General features: G+C 53.2%; 9 protein-coding genes. 4 read left to right on the forward strand and 5 right to left on the reverse strand.

What is annotated here, in order from left to right:
• Window positions 1–69: 69 nt before the first annotated feature.
• The 5 genes from OO017_RS19030 to OO017_RS19050 form a co-directional block, all read right to left on the reverse strand.
• On the reverse strand, window positions 70–2,583 hold the full coding sequence (locus OO017_RS19030; RefSeq protein WP_266054293.1) for a DUF5916 domain-containing protein: 2,514 nt from the start codon (window positions 2,581–2,583) through the stop codon (window positions 70–72).
• Between the two features lie 364 nt (window positions 2,584–2,947).
• Window positions 2,948–3,325, reverse strand: a complete 378-nt coding sequence (locus tag OO017_RS19035; RefSeq protein ID WP_266054294.1) for a co-chaperone GroES — start codon at window positions 3,323–3,325, stop codon at window positions 2,948–2,950.
• 16 nt (window positions 3,326–3,341) lie between these two features.
• Window positions 3,342–3,869, reverse strand: a complete 528-nt coding sequence (locus OO017_RS19040) for a hypothetical protein (protein ID WP_266054295.1) — start codon at window positions 3,867–3,869, stop codon at window positions 3,342–3,344.
• Between the two features lie 96 nt (window positions 3,870–3,965).
• Window positions 3,966–5,171: a homogentisate 1,2-dioxygenase gene (locus OO017_RS19045; RefSeq protein ID WP_266054296.1), complete on the reverse strand. Its 1,206-nt coding sequence runs from the start codon at window positions 5,169–5,171 to the stop codon at window positions 3,966–3,968.
• 154 nt (window positions 5,172–5,325) lie between these two features.
• Complete coding sequence (locus OO017_RS19050; RefSeq protein WP_266054297.1) at window positions 5,326–6,987, reverse strand: S41 family peptidase; 1,662 nt, start codon at window positions 6,985–6,987, stop codon at window positions 5,326–5,328.
• Window positions 6,988–7,272: 285 nt separating this feature from the next.
• Between OO017_RS19050 and OO017_RS19055 the strand changes: the two genes are divergently transcribed.
• From OO017_RS19055 to OO017_RS19070, 4 genes are all read left to right on the forward strand, one after another.
• Window positions 7,273–8,391: a DUF4856 domain-containing protein gene (locus tag OO017_RS19055; RefSeq protein WP_266054298.1), complete on the forward strand. Its 1,119-nt coding sequence runs from the start codon at window positions 7,273–7,275 to the stop codon at window positions 8,389–8,391.
• A gap of 90 nt (window positions 8,392–8,481) precedes the next feature.
• Window positions 8,482–9,597, forward strand: coding sequence for an imelysin family protein (locus tag OO017_RS19060; protein ID WP_266054299.1), 1,116 nt, complete (start codon window positions 8,482–8,484; stop codon window positions 9,595–9,597).
• A gap of 71 nt (window positions 9,598–9,668) precedes the next feature.
• Window positions 9,669–11,042: an HTTM domain-containing protein gene (locus tag OO017_RS19065; RefSeq protein WP_266054300.1), complete on the forward strand. Its 1,374-nt coding sequence runs from the start codon at window positions 9,669–9,671 to the stop codon at window positions 11,040–11,042.
• Window positions 11,043–11,048: 6 nt separating this feature from the next.
• Window positions 11,049–13,460, forward strand: coding sequence for a TonB-dependent receptor (locus OO017_RS19070; protein ID WP_266054301.1), 2,412 nt, complete (start codon window positions 11,049–11,051; stop codon window positions 13,458–13,460).
• Window positions 13,461–13,714: the final 254 nt, after the last annotated feature.

A 13,714-nucleotide genomic window follows, 5' to 3' on the forward strand; every position in this document is an offset into this window, starting at 1 on the left:
AAACGTTAAAAAAGCCGACGCTGCCACAGCGCCGGCTTTTTACTTTTTGTACTTTGCACTGCCCGCATGTCAGTTTTTCGACAGCTTCTTTTTCAGGGTCAGGTAATCGAGGTAGTAGAGCACTTTTACCGAGAAGGTGCTGCTCTGCGGCGAGCGCAGGGTGTGGGAGAAGTTATCGAAATAGTGTGGGGAGATTTCGTTTATCTGCTCCTCATAGGCATTTTTCCAGACTACGCTGATCTCGCTGCCCGGCGCGAACCACCACGAGTACACCATGTCCAGGTTAAAGGAGTTGTAGTTCACGTCCGGCGACTCCGCTGGCTCATACTGGTGAGGCTCCAAGGCGCCGCTGTGCTGCAGTCGGAAGTAGCGGTCGTGGTTTACCTTGCTCCAGTTGTGCCACACACGCAGGGCCAGCGACATGCGGTTGTTGAAGATATAGCTCCCCGACAGGCTGTTGTACACCGAGTGCACCTCGCGCAGTCCGAAAACCACATCCGGCTCTTGCTGCTCCCCGCCGTTTTCAGTGTTGTGCCGGATAAGGCTCACAAAGCCCATGTCATCATACCTGTTGTTCGACTCAAACCCGTAGCTGAAGCTGAGCTGGTTGTTTACCCTAAAGCGCGGATAAATGCCTAAGTTAATGTTGTGGCGGTTATGTTCCTCAAAAGTGCGGTAGCTCAGGCTTACCTCCGTGGCAAAGCGCTTCCGGTAATCCGAGGAAACCCAGCCGCCCATATTGTAGTTCACCGGAAAGGCGTACACCCTGCCGTTCAGGCGCGGCTCAAAGAAGTCGTTCGTCACCACCGGCTCCAGGTTAAAGAACAGGCCGGCATTCATGAAATTCTTGAAAGTGCCGTTCATGTTGCCGTAAATCACAAAGTTCTGAAATGAGTTGGGCCGGAAACGGCGCTCATATACCGCCCCCACATTTGTATAGAGGTTCAGCAGCTTCCAGAACGGCTCATACACGTTGTAGTTAAGCTCCAGCTCCTGCGACGAGGAGTTGTTGGTGAAGAGGATGCCCAGATCGTTGGGGTTATACTTGTCAGACTCCAGGGTATGTGAGGCGCTGAACTGGAAATTGCCGCTTACCTTGCCTACGCCCAGGCGGTACATGTAGCCCCGCTCGGTGTTGCCGGTGTAAAACTGCTGGCTGAGCGCGCCTTTTCCGTTGATCGCATACTTGTTGCCCTTGTTGGCCAACCGGAACAGCACGCCGGTCAGGTTGGCATCGTAGGTGGAACCCTGCCGCATCACGTTCGTGTTCACCAGCGTCACGTAGGAGTTGTTTTTCAGGGATTGGTCAAACACGGCGATGTTGTAATTGGTGAGCGGCTGCGTTTTCAGTCTGATCTTGTTGCCTTCCGCGTCTTTCAGCTCGGCGTACTGCTCACCCACCACCGCATTAAAAATCCCTATCCCCAGCCCCGACTCCGTGCGCCCGGATACTTTTGTGCCGTTGATCATTTTTGTCTCGCTGGGGCTCTCCATCACCTCATAATCCTTGTAGGCGTCACTGTATATCAAGCTGGCGTTCACGGGCCTGCCCCCGATACGGCGGGAGTAAAAGAAATCACCTTTGTTGAACAACTCCGTTCCCTCCAGGAAAAACGGCCTGTTTTCGCTGAACTGCTGCTCGAACGGCGAGAGGTTCAGCACGCGGTTATCCGACTGCACCTGGCTGAAGTCCGGCACCAGCGTCATGTCCAGGGTAAAGGCGTCGTTTATGCCATACTTCACATCCATGCCTCCCCCAAAGTTAAAGTTGTGGCTGTGCGAGGTGTTGCCTGTGCCCTCCTGCTGCACCGGGTAGCGCTCCAGGTAAGTCGAAACGTAGGGCGTGAACGACAGGCGCAGCGGTGCCTCGATGTTGCGCAGCCCCTCCAGCCTGCCCCACTGGTTCACGAAGCCGTCCGTGGCCGGGTCCACGTAGTTCCAGAAAAAGCCCTCGCGCGTGGATTGCCGGTTGCGCATAAAATTCAGGCCCCATACCTGCTCCGGCTTGCTGCTGAACCTGATGGCCGAGTACGGGATCTTGAACTCCGCCACCCAGCTTGTCTCGTTCACCTTGGTACTGCTCTCCCACACGGCATTCCAGCTCCAGTCCTCGCCGTTGGAGGAGTAGCGGGCGTCCAGCTGCACCCCTGCCGGCGTTATAAAGAAGCCAAACCCGTTGATCTCATCCAGATAGGTATCCAGGAAAATCCCGAAGAAATCGGTGTTTCCCAGGTCATCGCGGCGCCCAAACTCCTGGAAGATAGAATCCCGGGACACATCATGCATGATGGCCCCGATGTAGATGGCGGCATCGTCGTACAGGATGCGGACCTCGGTCGGATGTTTCTCCAGGGGGCCGGGGTTAGGCCTGTTCTTAATGAACTGCGTGGCGATCTCGGCCTGCTGCCAGATGGGTTCATCCAACTCACCGTCTATCTTAGGGGCCTGCTGCACCCGCAGCGCCTGCAGTGTTTTTTGAGGATAGTTATACTTTTTCTGTTCCTGCTTTTGGTCCTGAGCCTGCATGTGGCCGGCCAGGCAAAGTATAAAGAAGGAAAATGGCAGCAGTAATTTTAGATTCATAGTTTGGCAGTGTGCGGTGTCAGCAGGTTCTTTTCACAATAGATAGCTTTTAAGGTAAAGTAGTTGCTTCTGCACCCGACAATATTTTTAAATGTTTAAACATTTTTATAATGCTACAAGTATAGCTCAGCTGCCCACGGATGCCCTGCTCCCACAGGGAAGACCACGCCTCTGCCAGAAGTATGGCTGCCCCAGCTGTGTCAAAGGCAGTGTACAAGGTGGCGGGATAGCCGGACATCAAAACCTGAAAGTATAAAAACACGGAGGCCCTGGCTGTACACAGCCAGGGCCTCCGTATTAGGTAAAGTATAAAAATGGCCGGTAAGTATACTTTGCCCAAGTATACTTACCGGCCTTAATCCTGCTACAGGTCCTCCTCGCGCACCAGCATCAGCACGGCAGACTGCGGCACGATGTAGTACTTCTCGCCAAGGTAGTTGATCTCAATGGCGTCGCGCTGCAGGTAAATGGCCAGGTCGCCTTCTTTGGACTGAAGCGGGATGTAGCGCACCTCTTCCTCCTCCTGCCCCCACGACTCCTCATCGTAGCCGAAATCGGCTGGTATCGGGTAGCCAGGGCCTACACGCATAATGTAACCTTCCTGCACTTTCTCCTTGGCTTGCACGCCCGGCGGCAGGTACAGGCCGCTTTTGGTCTGATCGCTGGCGGTTTTGGGCTTTATCAGCACGCGGTCGCCTACAATAATGATCTTCTCTAACTTATTGTCCTCTGAAATTCTCATTTGTAATGTATGCATCTTATAAAGGATCTGCGGTTACTTTAAATCGCATATCAGCTTTGATGGTAATGTCTTCCGTCACCGGCTTCGATATCTCGGCCTTGGTGCGGATAGTATAATTGTCTCCTTTGATGTACTCATCGAGCTTGGCATTGGTCGATTTCAGCTTCAGCACGGTGCTGCCTTTGGGCACCTCCTCTAGGTAAGCAATCTTCACCTCCGGCTGCTTCTCGCTGGAGATGTATAGCTCGATGCGCTTCAGGAAGTCGAAATTCTGCGTTTTAGGCTCTGTAATGGTCAGCTCCAGGCGGTTCAGGCTCACGTCCTTCACCAGCTCGGCACGGGTCTTATTATTCTTAAACGTTTCCTCGGAGTTCGTGGTGATGGTAAACGGCGTGGCCGGTATCAGCGCCCCCAGCGGAAAACCAGATTCAATGGTAAACGTTTCCTCCTCTTCGATGTAAAAAGTGAGCAGGTCATCAATCTTCTCGCAGGCAGTGGCTACCAGGGCAAGCAGCAGCACCGCCATCAACATCATTCTTTTCATCAATTGTAAGTATAAGGGTAAAAAACACTTGCGGCGGGAGAGACAGAAGCCCAGAGCCTCGCCTTTCCCGCCGCAAGTTACAAAACAAGAAGCAGTTTAGTCAAACATATCGCCTTTGCGTACTTTGCCGTCGCCGTCCTCGTTCCAGCTCATCGGGTACTTCTCGTCCAGGTATGGCATGGCGTCCACGGTTAAATGCAGCGGCTTAAAGGTGTCGATCATCACGGCATACTCCTCTGTTTCCTTCTTGCCGATGCTTGCCTCCACGGTGCCTGGGTGCGGCCCGTGCGGGATGCCCCCAGGGTGGATGGTGAACGAGCCACGGTCCACGCCTTTGCGGCTCATAAAGTTGCCCTCCACATAGTATAGCACCTCGTCGGAGTCTACGTTGGAGTGGTTGTAAGGCGCCGGAATGGCCAGCGGGTGGTAGTCGAACAGGCGTGGCACAAAAGAGCAGATCACGAAGTTGTGCGCCTCAAAGTTCTGGTGCACGGGAGGCGGCTGGTGGATGCGGCCTGTTATCGGCTCAAAATCCTTGATATTGAAGGCATATGGATAGAAGTAGCCATCCCAGCCCACGGCATCAAACGGGCTGGACTTGTAGTAGAACTGGTGCAACTCTCCCTCCTTTTTCACCTGCACCAGGTACTCGCCTTTCTCAGTTTCGGTGATAAGCTCTACCGGCGGGCGCATGTCGCGCTCGCAGAACGGCGAGTGCTCCAGTAGCTGGCCAAAGTGGTTGCGGTAGCGGCGCGGCGTCTCTATCGGGCTAAACGACTCGATCACCAGCAGCCTCACCTGGCTGTCGCTTTTATCGAAGCGGAATTTATGGATAACCGTGCGCGGGATCACCAGGTAATCGCCAGGGCCGAACGGGATGCGTCCCATCTGGGTCAGCAGGTCGCCGGTGCCATCGTGCACAAACACCACCTCATCGGCCTGTCCGTTCTTGTAGTAGTAGTCCATCTCCAGCTCCGACGGGTTGCAGAGGCTGATGGCCACATCGTTGTTGAACAGCATTGTTTTGCGGGCGCTGAGGTAGTCGGTTCCGGTGGCATTTACCTCCACGGTGCGCAGGTGCTGCGGCGCCAGTTTCACGCCCTCCGCCCTTTTCGGGGCAAACGGCTTTGGCTCCCCAATGCGGCTAATCTGTGTGGGCGGGTTAATATGGTACAGCAACGAAGAAACACCGCTAAAGCCCAGCGTACCCACCAGCTGCTCTGCATAAAGGCTGCCGTCAGGTTGCCGGAACTGTGTGTGGCGTTTTTGCGGGATCTCCCCGAGTTTATAGTAAAAAGCCATGTATGATTCGTTTTTAAGGTGTCGTTGTTTTCTGGGTAAAGGGATCTATTCGTATCTCGTAGCATGTATCAAGTAGCACGACTGCGTTTTTAGACTAAAGATCACTTATCAGGTCGTGTTACGTGTGTCGTGCTACTTGATACGGCTAAGTTATTTACATACTGCCTGCAGCCATACTTTGAGCACGGCTAAAGTGCTTTAGCCCCTGCTGGAACTCGTCATCCGACTGGTGCAGTACCGGGAAAAAGCCATCGTTCCCGTACACGCTTCGGGCTATAAAGGCCTTCAGGTGGTTGCGGAGCAGGTTCTGGGAGCGCTTAAACTGCGCCTCGTTATACTCTACCCCGGAAATTTTAGCCATCTGCACCACATCCTGCAGCATCTTGTCTGTTACCTCAAAAGTCTTTTTATACTTTTCGAAAGGCATTTTCTCCAGTTCCTTCTTATGCTTTTGGTAGTAGCCTAAAGTATACTCCCGGATCACGTTCTTGTTGTACAGCTGGCTAAGGTACTCCGACAGTTCCGTGGTGTCGCGGGGCACAAACACATCCGGCATAATGCCACCGCCGCCGTACACAGCGCGCCCGCTCAGGGTTTTATACTTCAGTGAGTCTACAAACAAGCTGCTGTCTGGGTGGAAGTACTCGCCCTTCTCGAACCGGTTCAGGATATCCATCTCATAATCATCCATTCCTTCGTCGTAAGGTTTCTGAATCGAGCGCCCGCTCGGCGTGTAGTAGCGCGAAATGGTGAGGCGCAGCTCGGAGCCATCATTCAGCGGAATCGGCATCTGCACAAGGCCCTTGCCAAAGGAGCGGCGGCCCACGATCAGGGCACGGTCGTTATCCTGCAGGGCGCCGGCCACAATCTCGGAGGCGGATGCACTGCCCTCATCCAACAGCAGCACCAGGGATCCCTTCTCAAACACGCCCTCTTTCTGGGCAAACGTTTTGGAATCATACCTTGTGCCTTTGCCGTCGGTGTACACGATCATCTTTTCATCGTTAATAAACTCGTCAGCCATCCGGATGGCATGGTCCATGTAGCCGCCCGGGTTGCCACGCAGGTCAAGCAGCAGTTGCTCCATCCCCTGCTCCTTCAGCTTGCTCATGGCCGCCATAAACTCTTCGTAGGTGTTGGCCGAGAAGCGGCTCACTTTTATATAGCCGGTCTTGCTATCCACCATATAGCTTACATCCACCGAGTTGGTCGGGATCTTGTTGCGCTCGATGGTGAAGTTGAGTTGCTTTTTAAGGGCGTTCCGCTGGATGGTGAGGTTTACTTTGGTGCCTTTGGGGCCGCGCAGGCGCTTAAACACGCCCTCGTTGTTGATGCCGATGCCGGCTACGTTCTCCCCGTCTACTTTAATAATTTTGTCGCCGGCCTGTATACCTGCCGCCTCAGATGGGCCTCCGCTCAGGGGCGTAATCACGTAAATGGTATCTTTAAAGATGTTGAATTCCACGCCGATGCCCTCAAAGTCGCCTTCCAGGTAGGAGCGGGCCATGGCCAGTTCATCGGCGGGAATATAGGCCGTGTGCGGGTCCAGCTTCTCCAGCATTTTAGTGATGGCGTAATCCGTCAGCTCCTCCACATCCACAGTATCTACATAGTCGCGGTCTATGTAGCTGAGTATATCGCGGAATTTCAGGTAGCTCTTGGCCGTGCCCTGGGGGTTAGTGGATGATGGCGAGAACATGGTAGCCCCCAACAGCAAACCCACTACCAGCGCTAAACTTATATACAGTGGCAGCCTTATCTGGAACGCTGAATTCCGGGCGCTGCTTTTTTCCTCACCATGCTCCATCTTGTCCATGTTCTTAAAAGTATAAAGTTAGGTAAAATGCCACAGTACAGGCACGGCAAAGTAGTACAATAATTTACCTTAAATATACTGAGGTCCTTTATATCTATACAAATACAAATTTGTTAAAGTTGCTAAGTGCCCCTGACACACCCCGACTGCCCCTGCTGCTACCCTCTCCAAGTGTGCCGAGCTATTAGCTATTTAAAATTATTCTAAATAACTCTTGCCTCTAATATAGGTACTGTTTAGCTTTGCACCATTATTTGAAATAAGTCTAAATAAAACTTACAAAAGATGCTTAACTCGATTAAAAGACACACAACACTGGCCCTTGTTGGACTAGCAGCCTGTGTATCGTTTACTTCCTGCTCAGACGATGATGAAGATGGCCCGGCTTACAACGTGCCAACAACCTATAACTTTGAGAACGTGAGTTATGCCGGCCAAACCACCAGGATGGATATGCTGGATGAGTTAAGCGACTACATTAAAACAGGCCATGAAGGTGCCCAATTAGATGCGCAGAAAATGAAGGATATGTATGCGAATACAAACAACGCGTTTTCTAACCCTGCCCTTAATGAAGCATCCTCCAAGCAACTAAAGAACAAGACCATGCTTACCGCCCAGGCCGAGTTTGAAGGTTATTTTGATGCCGTGGCCGCTGCCAGCAAGGCTCCTACCCATGTATTAGGCTTACCAGCCAGCAACGGGCAGGCAGGCCTGCTAACTACCGGGGATGGCACAAAGAGCTACCTGGTAGATGAGAATGGCGTTGAGTATGCACAGGTGATCCAGAAAGGACTGATGGGCGCCGTGTTTTATTACCAGGCCGTAGAGAGTTACCTGACAGAGGAGAAGATTGGCGCTGCGGTAGACAATACCACTGTAACGGAAGGCGAAGGCACCAAGATGGAGCACCACTGGGACGAGGCTTTCGGTTATTTCGGGGCACCCGTAGACTTCCCTGCCAACACGAGCGAGGCAAGGTACTGGGCTAATTACAGCAACCAGGTAAATGCCGCGCTAGGCAGCAACCAGGTTATGATGGATGCGTTCCTGAAAGGCCGCGCCGCCATCTCTGCCAAAGACATGAAAGGCAAAGACGAAGCCGTATCCACAGTGCGCTCAGAGTGGGAGCGCCTGGTAGCCGCCTCTGCCATACATGAGCTGAATGCAGCCAAGAAAAACTACGCTGACCAGGCCAAGAAAAGCCACTACCTCTCCGAAGCCATCGGCTTTGTAATGGGGCTGCAGTACAAGTCTGACCGCAAGCTAACGCAGGCGAAGTACCAGGAGGTAATAGACGCCATCGGCAGCAACCTGTATGAGACAACCACCGAGGATATCAACAACGCCATCAACATACTGAGCACAGTATATGACATGGACAGCATCAAAGGCCAGCTATAGCGCCTTAGACAATAGTTAGTGTTTTAGATAAGTGCAGCTGCTGCGGTAACCACTCCGCAGCAGCTGCCTTTCGCATTTAAAGTGTATCATATGAAAGTTCTTAAAAAGTATACCTTAGGCGCTTTTGCCTGCCTTTCCATACTTAGCAGCTGCGGCTCTGATAGCGACAGCACTGACCCCAACACGGACTATGACCGCCAGACGATGCTGGCTAACTATGCTGAAAGCCTGATTGTGCCGGCGTACAGCGCTTTCCAAACCAAGGTAGAGGCCATGAGCACAGCAGTGGATGCTTTTGTAGCGGCTCCTTCCACCGAGACCCTGGCAACGGCACGCACGGCTTACTTGGAGGCTTACAGGACCTGGCAGGAAGTGAGCGTATATGAGTTTGGCCCCGCCGAGGAGCAGATGCTGCGCGAGCGCCTGAACAAGTACCCTACCACCACCAGCCAGATCGAAAACAACATTGCCTCAGGCTCTTACGACCTGCAAACGACCGCCAATATGTCTGCCATCGGGTTTCCGGCCCTGGATTACCTGTTGTACACCAATGCTACCGATGCCGAAGTAGTGGCACTTTATACTTCCGATGCCAACGCTGCCAACCGCAAAAAGTACCTGCAGGATGTGAGCAGCCTGGTAAAGCAGCGCACGGCCGCCGTGTACAATGGCTGGACCAGCGGCGACTATGCCGCCACGTTCAAGAACTCGCCGGGCACAGCGGTGGGTAGCGCGGTAGGCAACCTGGTAAACGGGCTCAACTCCGATATAGACATCACAAAGCGTTACAAAGTGGGCACACCGGCCGGCAAGTATACCATCGGGAACGCGCTGCCGGACAAGGTAGAGGCTTACTACAGCCAAAACTCGCTGGAGCTGCTAAAGCAGAACATCCGTGCCGAAAAGGCCATTTTTATGGGCCTGGCGGCAGACGGCACCAACGGCCCCGGCTTAGACGATTACCTGGACCACGTGAAGGCTCCTTACCAGAACGGTTTGCTATCCGATGCCATTGAGGCCCAGTTTGATGCCGCACTTGCTGCTGCCAACGCCATACAGGGTCCGTTGTCAGAGGCGGTAATTTCGCAGCCAGCTGCCGTTATGAAAGTATATGACGAGCTGCAGAAACTCATCGTACTCACAAAGACCGATATGCCAGCTGCACTTGGTGTTACCATCTCTTACAACGATAACGACGGCGATTAAAGAATAGCTTTCTGCGGCTACACTGCTAAAGTAATACAGGCCGCAGAAAGTATAAAAGCAAGTATAAACTCATGCTCCAGAAGCTAAAGCCATACCTTACTGCACCTGCTTCCGCGGCCCCGTTGGCGGCTTTCCGCATTATTTTTGGCGGAATGATGCTGGCAAGCATTATCCGGTTTATGGCCAAAGGCTGGGTAACGGAGCTGTACGTGCAGCCCAAGGTATACTTTAGCTACTACGGCTTTGAGTGGGTGCAGCCATTGGGCGAAACAGGCATGTATGCGTTGTTTATACTGATGGCTTTGGCTGCGCTGGGCATGATGCTGGGGCTGTTTTACCGCCTCTCGGCGCTGCTGTTCTTCCTCAGCTTTACCTACGTCGAGCTCATCGACAAAACTAATTATCTTAACCACTACTACTTTGTAAGTATAGTGGCCCTGCTGCTGGTGCTGGTGCCGGCGCACAGGCATTTTTCACTGGATGTGCTGCGCAGGCCGCATACCTGGGTGAGCCACGTGCCGCGCTGGGCGGTGCTGATTTTCCAGTTACAGCTGGGGCTAGTATATTTTTATGCGGGTGTGGCAAAACTTAACCCGGATTGGTTGCTGGAGGCCATGCCGCTGCGCTACTGGCTGCCGGCCCACACGCACCTGCCGCTTATCGGACCGCTGCTCGACGAGGTATGGGTAGCGTACCTGTTCTGCTGGTTCGGCGCCTTTTATGACCTTACCATCCCGTTTTTCCTGAGCTGGCGCAAGAGCAGGCCGTTGGCATACTTCACGGTTATCGTGTTTCATGTGCTTACGGCGGTGCTGTTCCAGATCGGCATGTTCCCTTACATCATGATGGTGAGTACCCTGATCTTCTTCTCCGAGGGCTTCCATGAGAAGGTGCTGAACGGGCTCAGAAGTGTAGCCAAAGTACGTACCCCTGCTTTCCCGAAGTTTGCGGAGGTATCTGCACAGCCGCTGCTGCTGAATTTACTGGCGGTATACTTTGTGCTGCAGGTGCTGGTGCCGTGGCGCTTTATATTTTACCCCGGCCCGCTCTTCTGGACCGAGCAGGGCTACCGCTTCTCGTGGCGTGTGATGCTGATGGAAAAGACCGGAACCGCCTTCTTCTTTGTGCGCGACCCAGAAAGTGGCCACGAAATAGAGATCAACAACCGTGATTACCTGACCATCACCCAGGAAAAACAAATGGCCACCCAACCCGACATGCTCCTGCAGTTTGCCCATATGCTGCAGCAGGACTTTGCCTCCCGTGGCATACCCGGTGCGCAGGTGCGTGCCGAGGTGTATGTAAGTATGAATGGCCGCAGCAGCAAGCTTCTTATCGATCCAACCGTTAACTTAGCGGCCGAAAAAGACAGCTTCCTGCCGAAGCCCTGGATATTACCTTTAGAACAAGTCGCTCCGCCACAAGAGGCCGTGGGGCAGAAATAAACTAAAATGCGCGTAACGCTAACTATCGTTCTGGTGTTCTGCAGCTCGCTGGCTGCACTGGCCCAAACCTTCTCTATCTCTGGTAAAGTTACCAGTACCGCTACGCAGCAGCCGGTGCCACAGGCCGAGGTGCTGCTCACCAACACGGGCTCCCTTTTTAAGGCTGATGCCAGGGGCAACTATACCATCAGCAACTTAAATCCAGGCGTTTATACTTTAACGGCCTACAGCGTGGGCTGGGGCTCGGCTACGCAGCAGGTAACCATCAGCAACGACAACGTTATACTTGATTTCTCGCTGAAGCAGCTGGAGGGACAGCTGCGCGAGGTGAACGTGAAGGGCCAGCAGGAGAAGACCTTTGGCATTACCCGCCTGAATTCGGTGGAAGGAGCCGCGATTTACGAAGGCAAGAAAAGCGAGGTGGTGGTACTGAATGACATTACGGCCAACAAAGCCACCAACAACAGCCGTCAGGTTTTCGCCAAGGTGGCCGGTCTCAACATCTGGGAAAGCGACGGTGCCGGTCTGCAGTTGGGTATCGGAGGCCGTGGTCTCAGCCCGAACCGTACCTCCAACTTCAACACCCGCCAGAATGGCTACGATATCTCGGCCGATGCGCTGGGTTACCCGGAAAGCTACTACACTCCGCCTACCGAAGCGCTTGACCGAATCGAGGTAGTACGCGGTGCGGCCTCTTTGCAGTATGGCACACAGTTCGGCGGCATGATCAATTTTGTGATGAAGGAGGGCCCGGAGGATAAACCGTTTGAGCTAACCACCCGCCAGACAGCCGGCTCATGGGGCCTTTTTAATTCTTTTAACAGCATCGGCGGCAGCAAAGGCAAGTTCCATTATTACGGCTTTTACCAGTACAAGCGCGGCGACGGCTGGCGCGACAACTCCGGCTTTGATGCACATACCGCCTTTAGCTCCGTGCACTACAAGCCAACCGAGAGGTTGGAAATCGGCTTCGATTATACTTACATGGACTACCTGGCGCAGCAGCCGGGTGGCTTAACAGATCTTGCATTTAACCAGGATGCACAGCAATCCATTCGCGACCGCAACTGGTTTAAGGTGAACTGGAACCTGATGGCCCTGACACTGGACTACCGCCTGAGCGAGCGCACGAAGCTGAACATCCGCAACTTTGGTTTGCTGGCGCAGCGCGATGCACTGGGCTATATGGGCAAAATTAGTCGCCCGGATGACCTGGCTGCCCCACGCACCCTGCTGCAAGACCAGTTCAACAACATAGGCAACGAAACGCGCCTGATACACCGCTACGACCTGGGCAAGTCCTTCTCAACGCTGCTGGTGGGAGCCCGCTATTACCGTGGTTTTACAGACCAGAAGCAGGGAGACGGGTCTGTTGCTGCTGACGCTGACTTCAGGTTCTACTCCGAAACAGGCGCGCCGAATGAATCCAACTACGATTACCTGAGCCAGAACATAGCCCTGTTTGCCGAGAACATCTTCAACATTACTCCAAAGCTAAGCATAACCCCGGGCGTACGCTACGAGTGGATCAATACTAATGCCGATGGTAGCTACCGCAACGTGGTACCTGACCAGGCGGGTAATGTCATCTATGATGAAGTAGTGCCGGAAAAGCGCGAAAGCTCCCGTAACGTGCTGTTGCTGGGCGTTGGCCTGAGCTATAAGCCAAGCGAGCAGATGGAAGTATACGGCAACTTCTCGCAGAACTACCGCGCCATCAACTTCAACGACATGCGCGTGGTTAACCCAAACCAATTCGTGGACCAGAACCTGAAAGACGAAAGCGGCTACAGCGCCGACCTCGGCTTAAGGGGCAACATCAGCGGAGTACTGAACTACGATGCCAGCTTGTTTTACCTGGCCTATCAGGACCGTATCAACTTTAAGAATATTGAAGGCACCACAGACCGTATCCGCACCAATGTCGGCGACTCGCGCAACATCGGCCTGGAGACTTTCATCGAAGCCGACCTGCTGAAACTATACTTTGGTGCAGACCACCCGACCAGCCTTTCGGCCTTCTCAAATGTGACGCTGGTAAACACAAAGTATAGCAGCCCCGAAAAAGCCATAGATGGCAACGAGGTGGAGTTGGCGCCAGCAGTAATCGCTAAAACGGGCCTGTCGTTTAAGCGCAACAACTTTAAGCTTGCCTACCAGTATAGCTACACTGCCCAACAGTATACTGATGCAGAAAACAGTAAACTGGAGCCAACGGCAGTAGTGGGTGTGATTCCGGCTTATTGGGTGATGGACCTTTCGGGCAGCTATACGTACAAGCGTTTCACGCTGGAGTCGGGCATCAACAACCTGACAGATAACCGTTACTTTACGCGCCGTGCCACCGGCTACCCGGGCCCGGGCATTATCCCTTCGGATGCCCGCAACTACTATGTTACGCTGGAGTTTAAGCTGTAATTTATACCTGTCGCCTGCAGCAGACCAATCATACTTTGGCTATGATGCCTGTAAAACTCAAGTTGCATGATACTTTTTTCTGGTAATCTATTACCCACCCCTAACCCCTCCGAGGAGGGGAATTACATGCACGAGTAAAAATTCCCCTCCTCGGAGGGGGTAGGGGTGGGTTCAATCTAACAGCTGAGAACTCATGAACCTTGCATCTCGCAACTTGAGTTATAAAGTATAAACCCTTTGCCCTGTGGTTCAGA

Origin of the sequence: Pontibacter anaerobius (assembly GCF_026241195.1) — a bacterium.
GTDB classification, from domain to species: Bacteria; Bacteroidota; Bacteroidia; order Cytophagales; family Hymenobacteraceae; genus Pontibacter; species Pontibacter anaerobius.

What these genes read in the sequence shown, in the direction of transcription:
- OO017_RS19045 (WP_266054296.1), bottom strand. Translation starts at nt 5,171, where the DNA reads ATGGCTTTTTACTATAAACTCGGGGAGATCCCGCAAAAACGCCACACA.
- OO017_RS19040 (WP_266054295.1), bottom strand. Translation starts at nt 3,869, where the DNA reads ATGAAAAGAATGATGTTGATGGCGGTGCTGCTGCTTGCCCTGGTAGCC.
- OO017_RS19055 (WP_266054298.1), top strand. Translation starts at nt 7,273, where the DNA reads ATGCTTAACTCGATTAAAAGACACACAACACTGGCCCTTGTTGGACTA.
- OO017_RS19060 (WP_266054299.1), top strand. Translation starts at nt 8,482, where the DNA reads ATGAAAGTTCTTAAAAAGTATACCTTAGGCGCTTTTGCCTGCCTTTCC.
- OO017_RS19035 (WP_266054294.1), bottom strand. Translation starts at nt 3,325, where the DNA reads ATGAGAATTTCAGAGGACAATAAGTTAGAGAAGATCATTATTGTAGGC.
- OO017_RS19030 (WP_266054293.1), bottom strand. Translation starts at nt 2,583, where the DNA reads ATGAATCTAAAATTACTGCTGCCATTTTCCTTCTTTATACTTTGCCTG.
- OO017_RS19050 (WP_266054297.1), bottom strand. Translation starts at nt 6,987, where the DNA reads ATGGACAAGATGGAGCATGGTGAGGAAAAAAGCAGCGCCCGGAATTCA.
- OO017_RS19070 (WP_266054301.1), top strand. Translation starts at nt 11,049, where the DNA reads ATGCGCGTAACGCTAACTATCGTTCTGGTGTTCTGCAGCTCGCTGGCT.
- OO017_RS19065 (WP_266054300.1), top strand. Translation starts at nt 9,669, where the DNA reads ATGCTCCAGAAGCTAAAGCCATACCTTACTGCACCTGCTTCCGCGGCC.